Origin of the sequence: Roseicitreum antarcticum (assembly GCF_014681765.1) — a bacterium.
Taxonomy (GTDB): Bacteria; Pseudomonadota; Alphaproteobacteria; order Rhodobacterales; family Rhodobacteraceae; genus Roseicitreum; species Roseicitreum antarcticum.
Genome location: NZ_CP061498.1, coordinates 3,358,519 through 3,376,853 on the forward strand (window position 1 = coordinate 3,358,519; position 18,335 = coordinate 3,376,853).

Below are 18,335 nucleotides of genomic sequence, written 5' to 3' on the forward strand. Positions count from 1 at the left end.
GGGGCGGGGGTGCCATGGCTGCCACACTGAGCCTTGTTGCGGGCGCATCGGGGATCTTCGAATACCCCATACCCTGCGCGCTGCGATTGTCAGGTCATAGCTGGGTTGCGTTCGATTATGTGCGCTGGGATCGATCCACATTCCGCATTCGCGCCGATCTTGAGGTCAAGGGCGTGTTCCTCGACTTGCTGGGCGCATCGCAGAAGGAAACGCCGGTGGGCACGCTGCCGGTTGAAGAAGACCTTCAGGCCGATGCGGCGAATGTGACGCTGGACGTGTGGCGCCGCCTGATGGCGCGCCCGGTTGGCCCGCTCTACGGCTGGAAGCAGTGTGTTTGCGATGATGGATCAATCCGCCTCTATCACCCGGTCGTGCTGGAAGTGGTCCAAGAGGCGCTGAAGTACAAGCTGCGCAACGCCCAGCGGGCTGAGACCGACCGTGAACGCAAGCGGTTGGAGGATCTGCCCGGGCAGGTGCTGCGCGCGGGCTGCACCAAGGCAATGTCCGAGGATCAGGGCTTCCTGGTGCAACTGGACCAGTACCTTCTGGAGCATCTGCCGTTGGGGCGGAACCGCACCGCTTTGGTGGTTCGGCGGGCTGTCGAGCAGATGCAAACCGGCGTGACTGACCCGGTACTGTAATTTGGTCCACTTTAGTCCGACGGACTGAATCGGACTGAAACGGACTGAATTGGAGGAAACCCGGCGCAAAGCCGGTCTTTTGCGGGCTCATTTCTCTCCGTGGCTACAAGACATGACACGAAAAGAAATGAAATGACCAAGGGACCAAACGGCGGACGTTGGGCCTGTGGATAACTTGGATTGCTGAGAACAGGAGGTGACACGATGCAGACGGTGGAAACAGGTGGCAAGGCTGCCGTGCGCCAGCACCTGATCGGGCGGCTGACGGATGCGGGGCTGTCGCGCCCGAAGGGGATGACGGCGGACCAGCTGGCGGCGATGCAGGGGCGGCTGGTGGGCGCGCTGGCGTATATGGACCCCGAGAACCTGATGACGCTGGCCGAGGGGGTTATGGACATGGCGGCGGGTCCGCTGCGCAATCAGTGGCCGTCCGAGGTGATCGTGCGCAATGCCGCGCATGCGTTGCAGCGCCCGCCATTCGAGCAGCCGCGCATCGTGTCGTCCTGGCTGGCCAGTGTGGAGGGACCGCAGGCCGAGGCCGGGGGCTGGCTGGTGCCGCTCTATCGCTTCTTGCGCCGCGCCGGTCGCCCGCCGATGCCCTACGACATGCGGCTGATGCGCGAAGAGGCGGGCCACGACAGTCGGCAGCTGACGCTGATCCGCGAGCGGGTCGCGGCGGGATCGGCCTCGGATGAGGATCGTGCGTGGCTGGTGGCGTGGCAGCGCGATGAGGCCGAGGCGCGGCGGATCGTGCGCGACGGGGCCACGCGCCGGGCGACAGGTGACGGTCAATCACCAAGTGAGGGGCAATCAACAGGGGATGCAGCATAATGGGTGCGTTGGCGATGCGGTTTGAGGATGCGGCGCGGGTGCGCCCGGCGGGGCAGGTCGAGGTGGGCGTGGTGGCGCTCCTGGAATGGGCGTTCGCGGTGGAGTATGCGCAGCTGGAGTTTGATGAGATGGCGGCGACATCGGGGGCAGGGCGCGTGGGTGTCGGCAATGAGTACCTGCTGATGCAGCGCGCGATGGTCGGCTGCACGATCGACGGCGGGGGCCGGTCACTGCCGCATGACGATGCCGACATCGTGGCGTCCATCGTGGCCGGGCTGCCGGTGATCCACGGCGGGCGCGGCATGGCGGTGACGATTGCCGAACTGGCGCGGGCACGGGCGGTGCCGGACTGGATGCGCGATGCCCGGCCGCGTGTGGTGCCGCGCGAATGGCGTCAGAACCAACACGGGATGTATGCGGCAACGCGGGTGTGCGGCGCGGTCGAGGAGTTCAGCCGCAAGCGTGGCACCATCAAGCGTGACGTGTTGTGCTGCGATGTGATGATCACGCCGACGGCGCACCAGATCGAGGCGGCGCGGGCGCGCTACAGCGCATGGTGGCGGGCTGTGCGGGCGGTTCGCGATCAGCTCTCGCGCGCAAGTCTGGACCGCTGGTTGGTCACTGACGCCATGCCTCCGCGCGCGCCATGGCAAAAAAGATGTTGACTTAAACATGTGCCCCCCTTTACATGAAGCCAACAGAACAATTGCGTCCGGAGGGTACCCCCTGCCGGGCGTTTTGCGTTTGGGGGTATGCGGTGGGTCGGCTGAAGCAAGTCAAACCGCAGATCCCGACGCTTTCGCTGTCGGTGCCGATGGCGCGCGGGTCCGTCCGGTATGATCCTGTCGATGAAGAAACCCGGTTCAAGAAGACCGCACGCTGGCAGCGTCTGCGGATGACGGTTCTGGAACGTGACCTGTTCACATGCCAGTGGCCGGGCTGCGGCGTGACATTGGCCGACACCTCGAAGCTGGTGGCCGATCACCGGGTGCCGGTCCGGGTCGAGCCGTCGCGCAAGTGGGATCTCGATAACCTGCAATGCCTGTGTAAGGCGTGCCACGACGGGCCGAAGCAGGCGCTTGAACTTTTGGTCTATGGGTCGGCGGTGATGGGCAGGGGGAGGGGGGGCTAAAAGTCCCGAACCCTCGCGCCTCCAGACCGGTGTGCATCCTCATTCGGAGGTTTTTTTTATTGGCTGAGCATGAATTTGACATGTTCGGGAACCCTGTCCGACCTGGTAAGGGCGCTCGAGGTCGCCCGTCCTTTGAGGTCACGGAAAGAAATCGTAATAAAGTCAAGCTGTTGCTGGCGATGGGCTGGTCCAACGACCGCGTGGCCCATGCGGTGGAATGCTCGCTTGCGACGCTGAAGCGGCATTTTAGAGCCGAGCTGAAGTTTCGCGATGAGATGCGCGACCGGCTGGACGCCGAGCGGTTGATGGTCGTGACCGAGAAGGCGCTCGACGGTGTGGTGGGTGCCCAGCGTCTTTTGGCGGAAATGATCGAGCGCAACGATCGCATGGAGATCGAGCGCAGCCTCGCGGCGGATCGCAAGAAGAAGGAACCTGCCCTGGGCAAGAAGCAGATCGATGCGGCCAAGGCGCGCGATGCCGACGCAGAGTTGATGGCGGAACTGGATATGGAAGCCGAACGCTCCGCAGGTCGCAATGCTCGCCACTGAGCCGCTGCCCCGCTTTGCCTGCCCTGACTGGTGGGATCGCATCCACGCGGGGCACACGCCCATGGCCGATGTGCCGGTCAATGAGGCGCGCGCGGCGAAGGCGCTGGCGTTCTTCAAGCGGCTGCAACTGCCCGACGTTCCGGGCAATCCGACGATGGAGGAAGCCTGCGGGGAATGGTTCCTCGATATCTTGATGGTGTTTCTCGCCAGTGAGGATCCCGAGACCAAGGAACGGCTGGTCTGGGAATTGCTGTGCATGGTTCCCAAGAAGAACTCGAAGTCCACCTATGTGGCCGGGCTGGCGCTGACCGCGCTCTACATGGAGGAAACGCCCAACGGCCAGATGCTGCTGATCGGGCCGTCGCAGAACATTTCCGAGCGCTGCTTTGAGCAGGCGGTCGGCATGATCCGCCTCAACGAAAAGCTCGCGGCGATCTTCAAGGTTCAGGAGAGCGAGAAAGAGATCACGCGCTACAAGACCAAGACCACGCTGTCGGTGAAGACCTTCGGCAGCAAGATCCTGACCGGGGAAATCCCGCTGCTGACGATCATCGATGAGCTGCACGAACTGGGTCGCGTCAACGGGGCGGCGCGGGTGATGCAGCAGATCCGGGGCGGTGGGATCACGCCGCAAGGTGGGCAGGTGCTGTTCATCACCACGCAATCCGACCAGGCGCCGACCGGCGTGTGGAAGACCGAGTTGGACAAGGCCCGCGATATCCGGGACGGCAAGGCGGGGCGCAGCCCGATCATGCTGCCGGTGCTCTATGAGTTTCCGACCGCACTGCAGAAGGATCAGAAGTTCTGGCGCAATGCCAAGAACTGGCCGCTGGTGCTGCCCAATCTGGGCCGGTCGATCAACAACCAGCGTTTGCTGGATGATTATGAGAACAACGGCAAGATCACGCCCGAGGCGGAACAGATCTGGGTCAGCCAGCATCTGAACATCCAGATCGGTCTTGGCCTGTCGGGCGAGACCTGGATTGGTGCGCAATATTGGGAGGCCTGCGCGGATGAGCAGGTGACCTTGGATTACATCTTGCGGGTTTGCGACGTGGTCACGATCGGCATCGATGGCGGTGGCCTCGATGACCTTCTGGGGGCTGCGGTGATCGGACGTCATGCGCAGACGCGCCAGTGGCTGATCTGGACGAGGGCATGGGCCGCCCCGATCGTCTTGCAGCGGCGCAAGGACATCGCCGAAAACCTGCGCGATTTTGAGCGCGAGGGCGATCTGGTGATCTGCGATCGGCCCGGGCAGGGGCACGCCGAACTGGCGGAACTGGTGCAGCAGGTCATGCAAAGCGGGTTGCTGCCCGAGGAGGCCGGGGTGGGCCTCGACCACGGACAGGTTGCGCCGGTGCTGGAAGCACTGGCCGATCTTGGCATCGAGGGGCCGTTGCTTGTGGGGATCCGCCAGGGCGGCGGGCTGCGCGGCCCGATCTGGAACATGGAACTGAAGCTGCAGGCGAAACAGGTCAGCCACGCGGGTGCGGCGATGATGGATTGGGTGGTTGGAAATGCCAAGGCAACAAGGGTCGGCAGCATGGTGACGATCGAGAAGGTGCAACAGGGCACGGCCAAGATCGATCCGCTGATTGCGACGTTCAATGCGGCGGAACTGATGGGGCGCAACCCGGTGGCGTTCAAGCCGGTGGATTATGATGCCTATCTCAAGGCGGCGGTGCTGGTCGCATGATCGGGCGCATGTTGCGCGGCGCCATCAGCGGCATCCGGTCGGAGCTGCGCACGGGGCAATCGGGCTGGGAGCATGTGTCGGGCGCCGATACCAGCAGGCATGGCTTGTCGGGGATTGGCCTGAAATCCATGTCCGGCACGCGGGTATCGCCCGAGACGATCATGCAGCTGTCGAGCGTGTGGGCCTGCACGATGCGCACGGCGCAGCTGGTGTCGTCGCTGCCCGCCGCGATCTACGAGAAGCGCCCCGATGATGGCCGGGTGCAGGTGGAGGATTCACTCTCGGAAGTGCTGACCCAGCAGCCCAACCTCGACCAGACGGCGCTGGAGTTCTGGGAAGGCATCGTGGCGCAGATGCTGATCCGGGGGAACGGGCCGTCGGAGGTGTCAAGGATCGGCAATCGGGTGGTGTCGCTGCGTCCCTTGATGAATGCCACCCCGGAGTTGCGGCAGGGCAAGCTCGATCGCTGGTCGTTCACGGATCGCGGGCAGGTGGAGTACCTGCCGCCCGAGAAGGTGTTCAACATCCCGGGCTTCAGCGTCGGCGGCGGGCTGGGCCTGTCTGTGGTGCGGCACGGGGTTCACAGCTTCGGGCATGCTCTCGCGGCGGATGAGACCAGCGCGACGTTCTTTGCCAATGCCATGCAGCCCGGCGGCGTAATTCAATACGAAGGCAACAGTGCAAGCGCCCCCAATCCCGAGCAGCTTGGCGGGATCAAGGCGCTGATCGAGAAGTTCACGGGGTCGCGCAAGGCGGGCAAAGTCCTGATGCTTCCGCCGAACACGACCTACAAGAGCGTGACGATGTCGCCGGAGGACGCGCAGTTGCTCGAAACCCGGCGCTATTCGACCGAGGATATCTGCCGCTGGTTTGGCACGCCCCCGATCATCATCGGCCATGCGTCTGAGGGCCAGACGATGTGGGGCAGCGGGGTCGAGGCCATCATGCTGTCGTGGCTGACCCTGGGCATCAACCCGCTCCTGAAGCGGATCGAGAGCCGGGTGCGAAAGGAACTGATCCCGCCTGCGCGGCGGCGCAGCTGGTACATGGAGTTCAACCGCGAGGCGATGCTGCAGATGGACAGCGTGCGCAAGGGCGACTTCATGGTGAAGATGGGTGCATCGGGCACGATGACCGCCAATGAGCGGCGCGCCCGTCTGAACCTTCCGCGCAACAGCGATCCGAATGCAGATGCACTGTTGGCGCAGGTGGCGCTGGCGCCGTTGAGAGACCTTGGAGGGCAAAGAGAATGACGATCCGGAACCTGCCGCAAGTGGACATCGGTGCGCGTCCCGCCGTGCGGTCCGATGTCAGCCAATCGGCGTTGATGCGCTGGTCGCCCGATGTGCGCGCCAGCCAGGTCGATGATGCGACGATCACGATCCTCGATGTGATCGGCCATGATTTCTGGGACGAGGGCGTGACCGCGAAGCGGATCAGCGCCGCCTTGCGCCGCATCGGGGAACAGCCGGTCAGCGTGGTGATCAACAGCCCCGGTGGCGATATGTTCGAGGGTCTGGCGATCTACAACATCTTGCGCGAGCACAAGGCGCGCATCACGGTCAAGGTGGTGGGCATCGCGGCCAGTGCGGCATCGGTGATTGCCATGGCGGGCGACGATATCCAGATCTCGCGCGCGGGTTTCTTGATGATCCACAACGCGTGGGTCATCGCGGGCGGCAACCGCCACGACATGCGCGACGTCGCGGCCTGGCTCGAGCCGTTCGATGAGGCCATGGCGGGTGTCTATGCCGCGCGCAGCGGTCTGTCGCAGACCGATATCGCGGCGATGATGGACGCTGAGACCTATCTCAACGGGCAGCAGGCGTTGGACAAGGGGCTGGCTGATACGCTGCTGTCGCGCGACGAGGTGACGGTCTCGCCCGATGATACCCAGGCCTCGGGCCTGCGGGCGGAGCGGCGCATGGACATCCTGGCCCGGCGGGCGGGCGTGTCGCGCGATGACGCGCGCGCCCTGATGGCCGACTTGAAATCCGGGGGCAAGCGTGGCGCTGCCCCGACCGGCGCGCCAGAGGCCGCCGAATTTGCCGCAGAGCTGCAAGGCATTCGCGGTTTGTTTCAACCCAAGTAAGGGAATACCCAAATGAAGATGATGAAGAGCACCGCCGCGCTGGCGGCGATGATGGCGGCTGCGCCGCGCGCAGTGATGGTGGCACCGCGTGCCGATGTCACCGGCGATACCGCCAAGATGCTGGCGGAGATCAAGGCGGTCGCGACCCAGACGCGCGATGACCTGTTCCCCAAGGCCGAAGCGGCCCTGAAGGAGGCGCAGAAGGCGGGCACGCTGAGCGCCGAGCTGAAGGCGTCGATCGATGAGCTGTTGCCGAAGTTCAATGCGGCAAGCGCTGCCCAGTCGAAGCTGGAAGGCAAGATGGAAGCGCTGGAAAGCCGGACGCTGGATGTCGAGCAGCTGGCGGCGCAGGGCGGTGGGCGCAATGGTGCCGGGAGTGTCAGCGCCGGGCGCGAGATCGCGCAGGGTGATGAACTCAAGGCCTATGTCGCGGCGGGCCGTCCGGGGGCATTCGAGGCCGCGATCAAGGCGCAGATCACCACGGTGGGCGGTTCCGCTGGCGGGCTGATCTGGTCGGACCGCGAACAAGATCCCGTCCGGATTGCGCGGCGCACGCTCTTGATCCGCAGCCTCCTCAACGTGGTGCCGACGGGGCAGACCGGCTCGGTTGAATACACCCGCCAGACCTTGCGCACCAATGCGGCAGCACCAACGGCCGAGGGTGCCGCGTCGCCTGCCTCCACCTATGGCTGGACCAAGGCGGAGACCTTTCTGCGCAAGGTCTCGCATGTCACCCATGTGACTGAAGAGGCGCTGTCGGATGCGGCGATGCTGGAGGGCGAGATCAACGGCGAGCTGGCCTATGGTCTCGACCTGGTCGAGGAACAGCAGATCTTGACGGGCAGCGGTGTGGGGCAGAACCTGTCGGGCCTGATCACCAATGCGACGGCGTTTGCCGCCGCGTCAGGCCTGCCGAATGCGCAGCGGATCGACCGGCTGCGCCTGGCGATCTTGCAGGTGACGCTGAACGATTATGCCGCCGACGGGATCGTGATGAACCCCACGGACTGGGCGGCGATCGAACTCCTGAAGGACGGCGAAAACCGCTACCTGTTCGGTGTGCCCGCCAATCCCGGTCAACCCGCCCTGTGGCGGCTGCCGGTGGTGGAATCCAACAGCATGACGGCGAATGAATGGCTGGTCGGTGCGATGCGCATGGCCGCCACGCTTTACGATCGTCAGGAAAACACCCTGCGCATCTCCAGCGAGCATGCCGACAACTTCGTCGAGGGCATGCTGACCATGAAGGGGACCAAGCGCGTCGCGCTGGCGGTGAAGCGCCCGCCCTCGCTGGTCACCGGCAACTTCACCTTCGGCTGATCGGCGCCGGGATAATCGCTCCGGGGGTGCAAGCCTCCGGAGCCTTCATGAGAGGGATTGATATGTTGTTTCGGATGTTGCGGACCCAGACCAGCGAGCATGGCACGCTGCGCATGGGTGTCGCGTATGACGCGGGGAAGGATCCCGCGCTGGTCAAGCTGGCCAACGCCATGAAGGCCGCGGGCTTTGCCGAGGATGTGACGGCCAAGCAGCTGGAGGCCGAGAAGGTCGCTGCTGAAAAGCTGGCGGTCGCATCGGCGCAGCCGTCAAAGCCGGTGTCCGACAAGGCGGCGATCAAGGCTGCGCAAGACGCGCAGGCGCAGGCCGAGGCTGAGGCTGCAGAGGCGAAGGCCCAGGCCGAGGCGCTGGCGGCGCGGGTTGCGGAACTCGAGGCGCAGGCCGCCGCGCAAGATGCGGGGCAATCCGATAAATGACGCCGTATCTTGTCGTGCCCCCGGCTACGATGCCGGTCGACCTTGCCGCCCTGAAGGCGCATCTGCGCGTGGATGGATACACCGACAACGCGCAGATCGAGGCGCTGCAGGCGGGCGCTGTTGCCATGCTCGATGGCTGGGGCGGTGCGCTTGGCCGCTGCATCCTGCCGCAGACCTGGGCGATCGATGTGACCGGCCCCGGGCCGCACCTGCTGCCGTTCCCCGATGCGTCGGACGTTGCGGTGACGGCAGAAGGTGGTGCCTTGTCTTCGGTGCAGCGCAACGGTGCCCTTGGTGTCTCGGTCGAGGTGCAAGATGCGTCCGCTGGCCAAGACATCACGATCACGGCGCAATATGCTCTGCCCGATGCGCGCCGCCCAGCGGCCGAGGTTCTGATCAAGCTGATTGTCGGCAACTGGTACGAGAACCGGGAATCGGTCGTCGTCGGGATGAGCGTCAACGAGCTGCCCATGGCTGCGAATGCGCTGATCTCCGCGCTGCGGTGGTTTCGGGTATGAGTGCGGGTCGCCTCAATCGGCGCATTCAGTTCCGCCGGGGGACGATGGTCTCGGATGGTTTCGGCACCCGGTTGGAGTGGAACGCTGCCCAGCCGGAGGCCGACAACCACGGCACCCCGGTCTGGGCAGAAAAGGCCGACATATCCGATGGCGAACGCTGGCGCGCGGGCGAGGTGGGGGCGCAGATCACGACCCGCTTCAAGGTGCGCTACAGCCCCTTCACCGCAGGCATCACGCCGAAGGACCGGATCGCCTTCGACGGGCTGACGTACAATATCCATGGGATCAAGGAGCCGCCCGGCACGCGCCGCCAGTGGATCGAATTGACGGCCAGCGCAAGGAACGACCAGTGAGTGCCTCGATGAAGCTGGAGGGGTTCGCGGATCTCGACCGGGAATTGCAGCGGCTGGGAAAGGCCACCACCCAGAAGGCCAGCCTGCGCCGCGCCAGCAAGAAGGCCCTGCAGCCGATGGCCGAGATCGCGCGCGGCCTGGCCCCGCGCGGCGTGGATGGCGAGCTTGCCCCCTCGATCACCGTCAGCACGAAGCTGACCAAGCGTCAGAAGGGCCAGCACCGCAAGATGTTCCGAAACGACAAGGCGGCGGTCGAGATGTTCATGGGGCCGGGGCCTGACCCCGCTGCCTGGAACCAGGAGTTCGGCAACCGCAACCACCTGGCGCAACCCTACATGCGGCCCGCCTGGGATCAGGATCACAAGGCGATGCTGGACCGGCTGAAGGCCGAGCTGTGGGCGGATATTCAGAAGACATTGGCGCGCGCAGAGCGCCGGGCCGCGCGACAGGCGGCGAGAGGCTGAAGCATGGAAGAAGCGATCCTCGCATTGCTGGCCGGATCGGCACCTGTGATCGCCATGGTGCCTGCCGACCGGATCAACTGGGGGGAGCATCCGCAAGGCGCTGGCGATCCCTACATCACGATGATGACCGTCGGTGACGCCGAGGGGCTGGTGATGAGCGGCCCGGACGGCCTGTCGGAGGGCCGGATACAGATCGACTGCTACGCGCCGACCTACGCGCAGGCGAAACAGATTTCCCGCGCCGTGCGTGCCGTCCTGCACGGCCATCGCGGCGGGGGGCTGAGGCTGGTGACCCATGTCGCCACCCGAGACAGCCGCGAAGGCGGATCGAACGAGGCTGAGCGGCTGTTCCGCGTCAGCATGGATTTTACAACAGCATGGAGGGAATGACATGTCGCAAACCACCGCAGATATCGGCTACAATTCGCGCTTCGGGATCGAAGGCGAAACCCCTGGCACCTATGCGGATGTGGCCGAAGTTATCTCGATCACGCCGCCCGGCATGACGCGCGGCACGCAAGAGGCCACGCATCTCCAAAGCCCGGATGACCATCACGAACACATCGCACTGCTTTCCGACAGTGAGGAGGCATCATTCACTGTGAATTTTGTGCCGTCTGCGACCGATACGCTGTTTGCGGCCTTCAACGCCAAGACCGGCAAATACCAGATCACTTATCCCAATGGTGTGATGCTGCGCTTTGCCGGGATCGTGACGGGCTACACGCCGCCCGAGCTGACGCCGGAAGGCAAGATGGAGGCAACGGTCACCGTCAAGCCCAGCGGCAAGCCAACCCTGCACGCGGCGGAATAACCCATGGCTGATATCACAGGTACCATCCGTGCCGTCCACGGCGGCAGCACATATGATCTGCGCTGCACCATGGGCGTTCTGGCAAAGCTGCAGGGTATACACGGCCCAAGCGTCGGCGGACTGCTGGACGGCAGCGCGGGCGACTTGCCCGAGTTTCAGCCCATGATCGACATGGTGTCATTGTCCTTGCAGAAGGCAAGCGGCCTGCCTGCCGATCAGGCCGACGAAATTGCCGACGATCTGATTACCGAAGACCAGGGCATTGTCGAGCGCCTGCTCACGGCGGCATTTCCTGAAGCGGCCAGCGAGGCACCGGCATCGGGAAACCGGAAGAGGCCGAAGCGGGCGGCCTGAACCTTGCAGACCTGTTGAAAAACTACATCGCGGCGGGCTTCGATCCGGCGCGGTTCTGGGAGATCACACCCTCGCTGATGTCGATCGAAATGGACGGGGCGGCAGAGCGGCAAAAGCGCGAGCGGGCGATGGTCTGGTGCAGCGCGATGCTGCCGCACCTGAAAAAGCCGCCAAAGTTTGAACAATTCGTCAATCCGAAAGCTAAGCCAAAGCGGCAATCGCCGCAGCAACAGCAAGCCATGCTGGGCGCCCTCGCGGCGGCATGGGGGGCAAGGGTGGTTAAATAATGGCACAATCCGTCATCGGCGCGCTGCGCGTGAACCTCGGCCTCGACTCCGCCCAGTTCGTGCGCGGCGCAAGGCAGGCGCAAACTACGGCGCAGCGGATGAGCAGGCAGTTTGCGGTGGCGGGCGCAGCAGTATCGGCGGTAGGAACCGGGATCGCGATTGCGGTCCGGGGACAGCTTGGCGCCTTTGATGATCTGGCCAAGACCAGTCAGCGCATTGGCGTGCCGGTCGAGGCGCTGTCGCAATTGCGCCATGCGGCGGACCTGTCGGGGGCCAGCATCCAGGGCATGGAGCGTGGCCTGCGCAACGTCAGCCGCGAAATGGTCAACAACGCCGAGAAATACACTGACCTTGGCGTCGCCGTGCGCGACGTCGACGGCAACATGCGCCCGGTTCTGGATGTGTTCGAGGATGCAGCGCAGGTCATCTCGCAGATGGAAGACGGCGCGGACAAGACGGCGCTGGCGATGCAGCTCTTCGGTGAACGCGCTGGCCCCGAACTGATCCCGATGCTCAATCAAGGGCGCGACGGCATCCGCGCCATGCGCGAAGAGGCTGACAGGCTCGGCCTGACGGTGTCGACCGACGCGGCGCAGGCCGCCGAGCGCTTCAACGATAACCTGACGCGCCTTGGTGGGCAGATGCAGGGCGTCGTCCGGATTGTGACAGCCGAACTCGCGCCCGTCCTGGAGAGGATCAGCAATGTTGTCGTGCGGGCCGCTGAGCGGTTTCAGGGGATGTCTGCCCCGATGCGCCGGTTTATTGCGATCGGGGCAGGGCTGACGGTTGTTCTGGGGCCGGTGCTGCTTGGCTTGAGCGCGATCGTTGCAATGCTTGGCGTCATCATCTCGCCGATCGGGCTGGCGATCTTCGCCATTGCTGCGATGGCAGGGGCGGTCGCGTTGGCTGCAGCAAATTTTGACACCTTGAAGGATCGCTTTCCCATACTTGAGCGTGCGGCAGGCTATGGGCAGCGCGTTGCGGATGCATGGGGTGGGCTTCCGTCCATCAAATGGGCGCTTCTGATTCCAGTTGTGAGATGGGCATCGTTCATTCCCGGCCTTCGCTGGCTTTCATTTGTGCGCGTTCTCAGGTGGTCGACTTTTGTGTCGGGCATCAGTTGGGCCGCTCTCGCAGGGGGCCTTCGCTGGGGTGCCCTGATCACGCCGCTCCTGTGGGGGGCGCGGTTCATCCCGGTCATCGGCTGGGCCGTGACGGCGGGCATGCTTGCGTGGTCCTTCTTGATTGAGCCGCTCGGCTGGGACCAGTTCATCTCCACGATCAACTGGCGCGACTGGATACCGGAGATAAACTGGTCAAACATCCTGGGCGGCGGCACGGCGGGCAGCAGCGCCAGGCGCATTGGTCAGGACACTTCAGAGGGCTTGGCGGCTGGCATCCGCAGCGGGCAATCTTCGGTAGAGCAGGCTGCCGACGCTGTTGCCGGTGCCGCCGAGACTTCGTCGCGGTCACGGCTTGAAACCCGATCCCCTTCCCGAGTGTTCATGCGCATTGGCAGGGATCTGATGAACGGCCTCGGCCTTGGGATTGAGCAAGGGGCACAGGTTCCTGTTGACGCGATAGGCGAGGTTTCGGCGAACTTGGGCTCGGCTGCAGAGGCCGCGCAAGAACGGATGAAGGGCGTTGCGCAAACGCTTTCCGGTCTGTTCATGGCGGCAACGCGCGGTGCGGATGCGGCAAAGCAAGCGCTGGGGCAATTGCTGTCACGCGCAGCTGAGGCGCTGGCCAACCGGGCCTTTATGTCGCTGCTTGGTGGCGGTGGCGGTAAAAAGGGCGGCGGCGGGTTCATGGGCTTCTTGTCTGGGCTGCTGTCCTTCGACGGCGGCGGTTACACGGGTATGCGGGCGCGGACGGGCGGCCTTGATGGCAAGGGGGGCTTCATGGCGATGATGCACCCGAATGAAACGGTCATTGACCACACCAAGGGTCAGAGTCTCGGCGGATCCGGTCAGCTGACCATCACCCTTGATCCCGGTCTGCGCGCGGAGATGCAGGGCGAAATGCAGGGAATTGCCATTCAATACACCAGTGCCGCGATCCAGCAGTATGACGCCCAGGCTCTGCCCCAGCGGATGCAGCAGATCGGCAATGACCCCCGGAGGATCGGCTGATGCCCGATGCCACGTTCTACGCTGGGCTGAAGCTGTCCGGTCAGGGGTTCCGGCTGTCCGAGGCCAAGGCCACAACGCGGCTGGCGGGTGGCGACGTGATCCCCAGCAAGCTGGGCGCGGCGCTGTGGCAGGGCATGGCGTCGATCCGGCCCGAGTATCATGCTGATGCAGGCCCGCAGGAGGTCGCGCTGATGCGGCTCAACCGCCCCGGCGAGACCTTTCTGGTCCATGACAAGCGCTACAACGGCCCGCGCATGGACCCCGGCGGCGTGATCCTCGGGGCCTCAACCCCGGTGATCCACACGCTGGATCCTGACAACCGCCGGATCCGCGTCAGTGGTCTGCCGTCAGGATACACCTTGAGTGTCGGCGACTGGATCGGCTGGCAGTACGGCGCCGGGCCAGTGCGCCATGCATTGCACCGCATCGAGACGGGGGCCGTGGCCAGCGGTGCCGGGCTTACGCCCTTGTTCGCGGTGGAGCCGTTCATCCGCCCCGGGGTGTTGGCTGGCGCGCCCGTGGTGCTGGTGCGCCCCGCGTGCAAGGCGATCATCCTTGAGACGACCTATGGCAACGGCGCGCCCCTGATCACCTCCGGCGCGTCCTTCAACTGGACACAGACATTGCGATGACACAGGACATATCCGCCACCGAGATCGCCTATAACGCTGCGCGTGCGGGCCAGGCGCGCCATACGCTGGTTTATATCTGGGGCCGCAATCGGGAAACCGGCCAGATTGAATCGATCGGCTTCTGGACCGGGGATGATCACCAAAGCTTCGTGATCGACGGCGAGACCCGGACCTACTTTGGCGCAGGTGCTGCGATTGATATCGATGACATCACCGGCGGCGTCGGGCTGGCCGTGCGCTATGTCACCGCCCGGCTGGCGGTGGTGCCGGAAGTCGCGCAGGCCATTCGGGGCTATGACCCCAAGCTGGCGCCGGTCGAAATGCACAGCGCGGTGTTCTCGCTCGAGACCAATGCGCTGGTTTCCGAACCACGGCGGATCTTCAAGGGCGAGATCAACGAGGCGCCCACGCCCACGCCTGCCATCGGCGGCGAGGCGGTGTTCGAGATCCGCTGTGCATCCTCCGCGCGGGCGCTGACCCGTACATTGGCGCTGAAGCGGTCCGATGCGGAACTGCGTCGGCGCAACCCGAACGATCGCTTCCGCGAATATGTCAGCACGAGCGGCATCCGCGAAGTGCCATGGGGCGAGCAACCGACACGCGGGGCAGGCGGCTAACATGCAACTGACAGATTACATCAAAACCGCGTCTGCGCGGCCGTTCCGCTATGGGCGGCATGATTGCTGCACGGTTGCAGCGGGCTGGGTGCTCTTGGCGACAGGCCGGGATGTCTTGGAGGGGCATCGCTACACCACCCTGCGCGAAGGGGTGGCGTTGCTCGCGGCCCATGGGATGCGCAGTCATGCCGACGTGTTCGCGCGGGTTCTGCCGCGCGCTGCGCGGCTGTTGCTGCGGGCCGGGGATATCGCGGTGATCGAGGGTCAGGAACGTGACGCGCTGGGGATCGTGCTGCCGGGTGGTGAGCGCGTGTTCTGTTTCCGGCGCGGCGGTGTGGCGACGATACCGATCACCGCCTGCAAGCATGGATATGAGGTGCGCGGATGAGGCTGTTTGTTGTCGTCTTCATCCTCCTTCTGAGTGCAGGTGCGGCGCAGGCCGATCCCATCAGCGGCCTTTTGATCGGGGTGCTGGGTCTTACAGGCACGGCGGCCAAGATATTCGCTGTCGGCTTCAGTCTCGTGGCGTCAGTGGGCCTTTCGCTTCTCGCCCAGGCGCTGGCGCCAAAGCCGGACGAACCCGGGATCAAGATTCCCGGTACCAGTGTTGGCGAAGACCAGCCGCAGAGCTTCATGCTGGGCGCGTTCGCGACGGGTGGGCATCTGGTCTATCGCAACAGCCATGGCAGCGCCGGGGGCGCGCCGCGCGCGTTCCTGACGCATGTGATCGAGGTCTCGGACATCCCGGGCGTCACGCTGGAAGGGCTGATCATCAATGACAGGCTGGCCGACATCGGGGAGGCCGCGCACCCCGACTACGGTCTGCCGCTGACCAACCTGGTCGGCGCGGGCAGCGTTGTGCGGGCATGGGTGAAATTCTATGACGGCACGCAGACCACCGCCGATGCGCACCTTGTTTCCGCATACGGCACCCGTGATGCGGGGTATCAGTGGACGACCGATCACGTCGGCACCGGGCTGGCCTATGCGGTCCTGACATTCCAGTACGACCGGGAGGCGTTTCAAAGCGTCCCGACGTCCACATTCATTCTGGGCGGCATCCCGCTCTACGACCCGCGCCGCGACAGTACGGTCGGCGGCGATGGGGCGCACCGCTGGGGCGACGCATCGACATACCAGCCCAGCGGCAACCCGGCGGTGCAGGTCTACAACATAAAGCGCGGCATCATTATGCCGACAGGCGAGGTATACGGCGGCCAGATTGATGCCGATGATGTTCCATTGGCCAATGCGGTTGCGGGGATGAACATCTGCGACGCGCTGATTGGCGATCGCCCGCAGTTTCGGTCCGGCCTGGAGGTGCGCGTATCGCAAGATCAGCCATCCGACGTGATCGAACGCATCTTGCGCGGATCGCTGGGCCAGATCGCCGAGATTGGCGGGATCTGGCGCACGCGGTTCGGCGCGCCTGCAGCGCCGGTCTACGGTTTCAGCGACGATGACATATCCATCAGCGATGGCCAGTCATTTGAGCCGATAAAGGGCCTTGAGGCGACGTTCAACGGGATCTCGGGCACATATGTCGAGCCTGCCGATCTGTGGCAGCCAAGGGGCACCGCGCCGCTCTTCAACGCGACATGGGAGGCCGAGGACGGCAACCGTCGGCTGGTTGCGGACGTGAAGTTCGAGACCGTCACCAGCCGGGCGCAGGCAGAACAGGTGCAGGCGGCACTGATTGCCGATGAGCGCCGCCAGCGTCAACACAGCTTCGTCCTGCCGCCCGAGGCGCAGATCCTCGATCCATTGGATGACGTGCAGTGGAACAGCCCGATCAACGGATATGTCGACAAGGACTTTGAGTGCGCGTCGGTGACGTTCCGGGCCAGCACGGGCATGGTGGTGGTCAACCTGATCGAGCGTGATCCGGATGATTATGACTGGACGCCCGCGCAGGACCGACCCGCGCCCGCGCCGTACACGCCGCTGGCCCCCTTGCCGCAGCAAAGTGTGCCGGGATGGCAGGTGGCCGGGACTGCCATCACTGACGGTGCAGGTGCAGCGCGACGCCCTGCGATCCGTCTTTCATGGAATGGGGCCGGGCAGGACGATCTGGACCTCTTGCGCTGGCAGGTGCGCGTTGCCGCGACTGAGGTCGTGGTTGCGCATGGTGTGGCATCGGTCGAGGATGGCCAGATCGAGGTCAGTGACGGGATCCTTCCTGCCACGGGGTATGAGGCCCGGGCGCAGTTTATCGTGGATCGCCCGAAGCTGTGGACGGGGTGGCTGGGTGCTGTCACGCCCGATGTGCGGCTGGGCTCGGTGGATATCGGCGATGCCGTGATCCGAAGTGCCAACATTGGCCTGGCCGAGATCACCACCGCCAATATCGCGGACGCGACGATCACCAGTGCGAAGATCGCGGGCGGGATTGAATCCGACAATTACACCCCCGGTCCCGACGGCAGCGGCTGGGCGATCTATCGCGGCGGTTTCGCCCAGTTCGGCACGCTGGCCTTGCGCGAGAACGCGGCCACCTTCGTCGCGTCCGTGCAGCGCGCAAGCTACGACACCACCGCCGTGTGGGTCGATATCCTGAGCGTGAGTGTCCCGGCGTTTCCCGGGGCGAGCCTGACGGCAATGGTGTCAGCCCTTATGTCTACCGTCCCCCGGCAAAGTGGAGATGGCACTTTCTTTTATACCTATGGCGCATTCCGGGTGCTGGTGAACGGTGTGGTGCGCTTTGCGCGCAGCTCCGATGATGGTTCAGGCTCCGGGGTTTACGCCGTGGCGTCGGTTGCTTCGGGCAGCAACACGATCACCGTGCAGGCGCAGTGGCAGGGCGATAGTCCCGTAGGGCTGAATTACCCGCGCATCACGGAACTGAGCATTGTGGGGATATTGAGCAAGCGATGACGAATTATGTGCATTTTGATGCCGATGGCCGCATTGGCGGATCGACCACCGGGGGCGCGCCTGAAGGCACGATTGTGCATGGGTTCCCCTTCTTCCTTCAGGGCAGCTGGTCGGGCGAGACCCATTATATCGCGGGCGGCAGCGCGGTACCGCGACCGCAGATCACGCCGCCCGTGCCTACGATCTTCCCCGCCACGCAAGACTACACGATCACCGGCGTGCCGGATGGTGCCGTGATCGCCCTCGATGGCGCGGCTGTCGCCACCGCAGACGGGACGGACATCACCGTGAGCTTCCCCGAGCCGGGGCAATACCAGATCGCAATCGACCCGCCGTTTCCATGGCGCGCGGCGCAATGGTGGGTGGAGGCGACATGAGGATCGTTGCCGATCCAGCCGCCAAGCGCGCCGCGAAGATCGAGAAGGCCCGCGCGGCCCGGCGTCGCGCGTTCCAGGTCGAAACCGATCCCCTGATCGGCAAGGTGCTGCGCGGGGAGATCTCGGCGGATGACTACGCCGCGCATGTGGCGCAGGTCCGGGCGCGGTTTCCATATCCGGAGGAAGATCAACAATGACCCCAACACATGAAGGGAG

24 protein-coding genes are annotated in these 18,335 nt (G+C 64.6%); all 24 read left to right on the forward strand.

All coding sequences use genetic code 11. The features are described 5' to 3' along the window. Window positions 1–14 precede the first annotated feature (14 nt). Window positions 15–641, forward strand: coding sequence for a hypothetical protein (locus H9529_RS16015; protein ID WP_092886869.1), 627 nt, complete (start codon window positions 15–17; stop codon window positions 639–641). Between the two features lie 204 nt (window positions 642–845). After that, the gene (locus H9529_RS16020) at window positions 846–1,472 is read left to right on the forward strand and encodes a hypothetical protein (protein WP_092886871.1); all 627 of its coding nucleotides are present in this window, start codon (window positions 846–848) and stop codon (window positions 1,470–1,472) included. Continuing rightward, window positions 1,472–2,137: a hypothetical protein gene (locus H9529_RS16025; RefSeq protein WP_092886873.1), complete on the forward strand. Its 666-nt coding sequence runs from the start codon at window positions 1,472–1,474 to the stop codon at window positions 2,135–2,137. The genes H9529_RS16020 and H9529_RS16025 overlap by 1 nt, the downstream gene beginning before the upstream one ends. Before the next feature lie 92 nt (window positions 2,138–2,229). Further along, complete coding sequence (locus H9529_RS16030; protein WP_223814215.1) at window positions 2,230–2,604, forward strand: HNH endonuclease; 375 nt, start codon at window positions 2,230–2,232, stop codon at window positions 2,602–2,604. A gap of 59 nt (window positions 2,605–2,663) precedes the next feature. Next, a complete protein-coding gene (locus tag H9529_RS16035) occupies window positions 2,664–3,152 on the forward strand; it encodes a hypothetical protein (protein ID WP_092886877.1) in 489 nt (162 codons plus the stop codon). Further along, the gene (locus tag H9529_RS16040; protein WP_092886879.1) at window positions 3,139–4,851 is read left to right on the forward strand and encodes a terminase large subunit domain-containing protein; all 1,713 of its coding nucleotides are present in this window, start codon (window positions 3,139–3,141) and stop codon (window positions 4,849–4,851) included. Before H9529_RS16035 ends, H9529_RS16040 begins: the two co-directional genes overlap by 14 nt. Before the next feature lie 8 nt (window positions 4,852–4,859). Continuing rightward, entirely contained in the window at window positions 4,860–6,104 is a 1,245-nt protein-coding gene (locus tag H9529_RS16045; protein ID WP_223814216.1) for a phage portal protein, read from the forward strand. Next, window positions 6,101–6,943, forward strand: a complete 843-nt coding sequence (locus H9529_RS16050) for a head maturation protease, ClpP-related (RefSeq protein ID WP_092886883.1) — start codon at window positions 6,101–6,103, stop codon at window positions 6,941–6,943. The genes H9529_RS16045 and H9529_RS16050 overlap by 4 nt, the downstream gene beginning before the upstream one ends. A 12-nt stretch (window positions 6,944–6,955) precedes the next feature. After that, window positions 6,956–8,263, forward strand: coding sequence for a phage major capsid protein (locus H9529_RS16055; RefSeq protein ID WP_092886885.1), 1,308 nt, complete (start codon window positions 6,956–6,958; stop codon window positions 8,261–8,263). Between the two features lie 47 nt (window positions 8,264–8,310). Next, window positions 8,311–8,697 (forward strand): hypothetical protein, encoded by a 387-nt coding sequence (locus tag H9529_RS16060; protein WP_143033483.1) that lies wholly within the window; start codon window positions 8,311–8,313, stop codon window positions 8,695–8,697. Next, on the forward strand, window positions 8,694–9,215 hold the full coding sequence (locus tag H9529_RS16065) for a head-tail connector protein (RefSeq protein WP_143033484.1): 522 nt from the start codon (window positions 8,694–8,696) through the stop codon (window positions 9,213–9,215). Before H9529_RS16060 ends, H9529_RS16065 begins: the two co-directional genes overlap by 4 nt. After that, window positions 9,212–9,568, forward strand: coding sequence for a phage head closure protein (locus H9529_RS16070; RefSeq protein ID WP_092886891.1), 357 nt, complete (start codon window positions 9,212–9,214; stop codon window positions 9,566–9,568). The genes H9529_RS16065 and H9529_RS16070 overlap by 4 nt, the downstream gene beginning before the upstream one ends. Next, the gene (locus tag H9529_RS16075) at window positions 9,565–10,032 is read left to right on the forward strand and encodes an HK97 gp10 family phage protein (protein WP_092886893.1); all 468 of its coding nucleotides are present in this window, start codon (window positions 9,565–9,567) and stop codon (window positions 10,030–10,032) included. Before H9529_RS16070 ends, H9529_RS16075 begins: the two co-directional genes overlap by 4 nt. A 3-nt stretch (window positions 10,033–10,035) precedes the next feature. Then, window positions 10,036–10,422, forward strand: coding sequence for a DUF3168 domain-containing protein (locus H9529_RS16080; protein ID WP_092886895.1), 387 nt, complete (start codon window positions 10,036–10,038; stop codon window positions 10,420–10,422). Between the two features lies 1 nt (window position 10,423). After that, window positions 10,424–10,846 (forward strand): phage tail tube protein, encoded by a 423-nt coding sequence (locus H9529_RS16085; protein ID WP_092886897.1) that lies wholly within the window; start codon window positions 10,424–10,426, stop codon window positions 10,844–10,846. Window positions 10,847–10,849: 3 nt separating this feature from the next. Beyond that, window positions 10,850–11,200 carry a hypothetical protein gene (locus tag H9529_RS16090; protein WP_092886899.1) on the forward strand — a complete coding sequence of 117 codons (351 nt, stop codon included), beginning with the start codon at window positions 10,850–10,852 and terminating at the stop codon, window positions 11,198–11,200. A 14-nt stretch (window positions 11,201–11,214) separates the two neighbouring features. Beyond that, on the forward strand, window positions 11,215–11,487 hold the full coding sequence (locus H9529_RS16095) for a hypothetical protein (RefSeq protein ID WP_092886901.1): 273 nt from the start codon (window positions 11,215–11,217) through the stop codon (window positions 11,485–11,487). Beyond that, on the forward strand, window positions 11,487–13,619 hold the full coding sequence (locus tag H9529_RS16100) for a phage tail tape measure protein (RefSeq protein WP_092886903.1): 2,133 nt from the start codon (window positions 11,487–11,489) through the stop codon (window positions 13,617–13,619). The genes H9529_RS16095 and H9529_RS16100 overlap by 1 nt, the downstream gene beginning before the upstream one ends. Continuing rightward, a complete protein-coding gene (locus H9529_RS16105) occupies window positions 13,619–14,251 on the forward strand; it encodes a hypothetical protein (RefSeq protein ID WP_092886905.1) in 633 nt (210 codons plus the stop codon). The genes H9529_RS16100 and H9529_RS16105 overlap by 1 nt, the downstream gene beginning before the upstream one ends. Further along, window positions 14,248–14,868, forward strand: a complete 621-nt coding sequence (locus H9529_RS16110) for a hypothetical protein (RefSeq protein ID WP_092886907.1) — start codon at window positions 14,248–14,250, stop codon at window positions 14,866–14,868. The genes H9529_RS16105 and H9529_RS16110 overlap by 4 nt, the downstream gene beginning before the upstream one ends. A 1-nt stretch (window position 14,869) precedes the next feature. Beyond that, a complete protein-coding gene (locus tag H9529_RS16115; RefSeq protein ID WP_092886909.1) occupies window positions 14,870–15,256 on the forward strand; it encodes a DUF6950 family protein in 387 nt (128 codons plus the stop codon). After that, complete coding sequence (locus H9529_RS16120; RefSeq protein ID WP_092886911.1) at window positions 15,253–17,742, forward strand: phage tail protein; 2,490 nt, start codon at window positions 15,253–15,255, stop codon at window positions 17,740–17,742. The genes H9529_RS16115 and H9529_RS16120 overlap by 4 nt, the downstream gene beginning before the upstream one ends. Further along, on the forward strand, window positions 17,739–18,119 hold the full coding sequence (locus H9529_RS16125) for a hypothetical protein (RefSeq protein WP_092886913.1): 381 nt from the start codon (window positions 17,739–17,741) through the stop codon (window positions 18,117–18,119). The genes H9529_RS16120 and H9529_RS16125 overlap by 4 nt, the downstream gene beginning before the upstream one ends. Continuing rightward, a complete protein-coding gene (locus H9529_RS16130) occupies window positions 18,116–18,316 on the forward strand; it encodes a hypothetical protein (protein ID WP_092886915.1) in 201 nt (66 codons plus the stop codon). Before H9529_RS16125 ends, H9529_RS16130 begins: the two co-directional genes overlap by 4 nt. Window positions 18,317–18,335: the final 19 nt, after the last annotated feature.

Bases quoted from the DNA above. Each gene is read 5' to 3' on its own strand.
- H9529_RS16070 (WP_092886891.1), top strand. From the start codon at position 9,212: ATGAGTGCGGGTCGCCTCAATCGGCGCATTCAGTTCCGCCGGGGGACG.
- H9529_RS16080 (WP_092886895.1), top strand. From the start codon at position 10,036: ATGGAAGAAGCGATCCTCGCATTGCTGGCCGGATCGGCACCTGTGATC.
- H9529_RS16110 (WP_092886907.1), top strand. From the start codon at position 14,248: ATGACACAGGACATATCCGCCACCGAGATCGCCTATAACGCTGCGCGT.
- H9529_RS16015 (WP_092886869.1), top strand. From the start codon at position 15: ATGGCTGCCACACTGAGCCTTGTTGCGGGCGCATCGGGGATCTTCGAA.
- H9529_RS16060 (WP_143033483.1), top strand. From the start codon at position 8,311: ATGAGAGGGATTGATATGTTGTTTCGGATGTTGCGGACCCAGACCAGC.
- H9529_RS16040 (WP_092886879.1), top strand. From the start codon at position 3,139: ATGCTCGCCACTGAGCCGCTGCCCCGCTTTGCCTGCCCTGACTGGTGG.
- H9529_RS16130 (WP_092886915.1), top strand. From the start codon at position 18,116: ATGAGGATCGTTGCCGATCCAGCCGCCAAGCGCGCCGCGAAGATCGAG.
- H9529_RS16055 (WP_092886885.1), top strand. From the start codon at position 6,956: ATGAAGATGATGAAGAGCACCGCCGCGCTGGCGGCGATGATGGCGGCT.
- H9529_RS16085 (WP_092886897.1), top strand. From the start codon at position 10,424: ATGTCGCAAACCACCGCAGATATCGGCTACAATTCGCGCTTCGGGATC.
- H9529_RS16100 (WP_092886903.1), top strand. From the start codon at position 11,487: ATGGCACAATCCGTCATCGGCGCGCTGCGCGTGAACCTCGGCCTCGAC.
- H9529_RS16105 (WP_092886905.1), top strand. From the start codon at position 13,619: ATGCCCGATGCCACGTTCTACGCTGGGCTGAAGCTGTCCGGTCAGGGG.
- H9529_RS16045 (WP_223814216.1), top strand. From the start codon at position 4,860: ATGTTGCGCGGCGCCATCAGCGGCATCCGGTCGGAGCTGCGCACGGGG.
- H9529_RS16065 (WP_143033484.1), top strand. From the start codon at position 8,694: ATGACGCCGTATCTTGTCGTGCCCCCGGCTACGATGCCGGTCGACCTT.
- H9529_RS16020 (WP_092886871.1), top strand. From the start codon at position 846: ATGCAGACGGTGGAAACAGGTGGCAAGGCTGCCGTGCGCCAGCACCTG.
- H9529_RS16120 (WP_092886911.1), top strand. From the start codon at position 15,253: ATGAGGCTGTTTGTTGTCGTCTTCATCCTCCTTCTGAGTGCAGGTGCG.
- H9529_RS16090 (WP_092886899.1), top strand. From the start codon at position 10,850: ATGGCTGATATCACAGGTACCATCCGTGCCGTCCACGGCGGCAGCACA.
- H9529_RS16115 (WP_092886909.1), top strand. From the start codon at position 14,870: ATGCAACTGACAGATTACATCAAAACCGCGTCTGCGCGGCCGTTCCGC.
- H9529_RS16025 (WP_092886873.1), top strand. From the start codon at position 1,472: ATGGGTGCGTTGGCGATGCGGTTTGAGGATGCGGCGCGGGTGCGCCCG.
- H9529_RS16050 (WP_092886883.1), top strand. From the start codon at position 6,101: ATGACGATCCGGAACCTGCCGCAAGTGGACATCGGTGCGCGTCCCGCC.
- H9529_RS16125 (WP_092886913.1), top strand. From the start codon at position 17,739: ATGACGAATTATGTGCATTTTGATGCCGATGGCCGCATTGGCGGATCG.